At 63.0% G+C, this 2,831-nt stretch carries 2 protein-coding genes; one reads left to right on the forward strand and one right to left on the reverse strand.

Annotated elements, in window-relative coordinates:
- Positions 1–681: 681 nt before the first annotated feature.
- Complete coding sequence (locus tag EN932_RS32965; RefSeq protein ID WP_164753503.1) at positions 682–1,800, reverse strand: LacI family DNA-binding transcriptional regulator; 1,119 nt, start codon at positions 1,798–1,800, stop codon at positions 682–684.
- Positions 1,801–2,358: 558 nt separating this feature from the next.
- On the opposite strand from EN932_RS32965, the gene EN932_RS32975 reads away from it, so the two are divergent.
- A partial coding sequence (locus tag EN932_RS32975; protein ID WP_164890751.1) for a substrate-binding domain-containing protein occupies positions 2,359–2,831 on the forward strand: 473 nt, incomplete at its 3' end.

Raw genomic sequence — 2,831 nt, forward strand, 5'->3', positions numbered from 1 at the left:
ATCAGAAGCCCGTTTTCACGAAGCGTGAGCGACTGTCGTCAGTGACGGCTTCGCCCAGTTCATCCGGGATTATCGATTAACCAAGAGAGTTACAGTTTTGGAAAGCCCGCTGCCGAAAGGTGGCGGGCTTTTTGCTTTCTCCAGGAAACGACAGCCGATTCCGCAAGTCGGCACCGCCAACGTCAATTTCAAGTTCGGCAGACGCAACTGCCTGTGGGACCGCGTGCAGGGCACGGTTAGCGGACCAGTGCCGAAGGCCTGAAGAAAGACAAGGCGGAATGGTTCAAGCCCGGCCTTGTCGGACGGGTGCGAAGAAATGCGTCGCCATGCGAAGCTGCTGGACTGCCCGGAGGAGAAGTAATGCCCGTGGTAAAAAGGCCCCCTGAAGCGCGAGAACAGGCTCTGCACTCGCGATCTAGACCATCAGGCTTAATTGCTGGATTCCTGTTGTGCCGGTAGCGTAATCGGGCTGGGGTGTCCAGCACTGGCCGGCACGGCGTGTCCAACCCCAAATTCGCAACCGTGCCGGTCTGTTGCACAATGGGAATGAATGTCTCGGGCTTCGACTTTGACCCCCCTTCCGCGCAAGAATCGTCTGCATTGCCGCCATCAGCTCTTCGTCCCACCGGTCAGGTTTCCCTAACGGTCGAAGGTAAGCCAGCGCGGGCCCGCCGAGTCGCGTTACCCCGCCACCGCCCGCACACTCTCCCGCTCCACCAGCGGACACTCCAGCTTCGTGATCGGATACCGCCCCCGTCCAGGCGCAGCCGGCGCCTCCAGCTGTTCGATCGCCCATTGGCCCATCGCCATGTGCGGCAGGATCGAGGTGGTCAGCGGCGGGAACAGATGGCGGGCGATTTCCTCGTCGTCGTAGCCGACCACGGAAATGTCTTGCGGAATGTGCAGGCCGGCCTCCTTCAGCGCTTCGTAGCAGCCGATCGCGGTGCGGTCGTTCTGGCAGAAGATGGCGGTGGGCTTATCCCTGAGCGCCAGCAGCTTGACGGTGGCGGCATAGCCGGCGCTGGCCGACCAGTCGCCCTCGACCACCAGCTCGGGATCGAACGGAATGTCGGCCGTGGCGAGCGCGCGGCGGTAGCCCTTCAGCCGGTCCTGTGCCGCCTGCATCCACGGCTCGCCGGTGATGGTGGCGATGCGGCGGTGGCCGTGGCTGATCAAATGGCGGGTCGAGCTCTGGCCGCCGGCGATCTCGCTCGGCACCACGGCAGGGAAGGCGTAGTCCGCCGTGTAGCAGTTGAGCAGGATCACCGGGATGTCGAGGCCGTAGAGATAGTCGGGCGCTGTGATCTCGCGGGTGAAGATGGTCATGTAGATCAGCGCCGAAATGCCCCGCTTGGTGAGCGCTGAAATGGCGCGCGGCTCCATGACGGAATCGCCCAGCGTCTGCGCCACCAGAAGCACGTTGCCGGCATTCCACGAGGCCTGGCGCGCGCCCTCGATGGCGACCACGGCTTCGGGGCTGGTGGCGAGCTGGTCGACGGCAAAGCCGATCACCCCGTCCAGCCCTTCGAAGGCGGGCCCCTCGAAGGCAGGCAATGCCGGGTGAAGCGCCTCGAAAGCGGGCGCGGTGTAGCCAAGCGTCCGTGCGGCCTCGATCACCCGTTCGCGGGTCTGCTGCGACAGCTTGATCCCTGGCGAATTGTTGAGCACGAAGGACACGGTCGCCTGCGAGCAGCCGGCGGCCCTGGCGATATCGATCATGGTGACGCGGCCCTTGGCGCCCTTGGCCGGCGCCTTGCGCCGCCTCGCCGTGTCGCTGGCCCGATCCGTCGTCTCGCTCATGGCAAATCCCAGTCTGGCTGGCCGGTCAGGCCGGCAAGGTGGCGTGACGCCGTCGCTTTATCGGAATAACGTCAGGCTCGTTTATAACTATTAGTATGCCGGAGGTCCATCCGCCACGCATCTCCATACAAGCGAAAGCTCAATTAACAAAAGGCCTGGGCGGCGGCCCAGCCGTGAGGGCGGCACGCCGGCGGGCACACCGCGAAACCGCTGGCATTGGCTCGGAACTAATACTGTTTACTAATACAAAAATGCGCTGTACCGTCAATCGTCGCATCCGGCCGGTCACGTCCGGGGCGGCGGGAGAGTACGAAAAATGGCCCGGTGGCGAGCGGATCCTATCTCCGCAAGCCTTGTCTCGGATATGTGATATGTCAGACAAATCGGACTATTTACGAATGAGGGATGAGTCTCTAAGGTCGCTGTCGTGGCTGGAACGACGCCATTCTTTCGGTGCCGGGAACCCCTTTGAGGAGGAGGGCGTCCACGCTGCAAACGGCAAATCAGGTCAGTGCAAGATCGGCCGGTCCAACGACTGAGCCAAACGGGAGGTTGAACATGAAATCCTTGATACGCAATGCATCCGTAGCCGCGACCGCGCTGCTGCTTGGCCTGTCGGCCACGGCAATCGCGCGCGCCGACGACAAGCCGACGCTGGCCTTCGTCGTCAACGGCGCTTCCGATTTCTGGAAGGCCGCCGAAGCCGGCGTCAAGAAGGCGCAGGGCGAACTGCCCGACTATACGCTCGAGCTCAAATATCCCGAACAGTCCTCGGTCGCCATCCAGCAGCGGCTGATGGACGATCTGGTGACCGCCGGCGTCAAGGGCATCATGGTCTCGGCCGTCGATCCCAAGACCTCGACCGATGGGTTGAACAAGATCGCCTCGGAAACCGCGCTGTTCACCACCGACTCGGACGCCCCGCAGACCAAGCGCGTCGCCTATATCGGCTCGTCCAACGTCGATGCCGGCAAGCAGGCGGCCGAAATCGCCAAGAAGGCGATGCCCAATGGCGGCAAGTGCCTCGGCTT

The sequence above is a fragment of the Mesorhizobium sp. M7A.F.Ca.US.002.01.1.1 genome, from assembly GCF_004022955.1.
Taxonomy (GTDB): domain Bacteria; phylum Pseudomonadota; class Alphaproteobacteria; order Rhizobiales; family Rhizobiaceae; genus Mesorhizobium; species Mesorhizobium ciceri.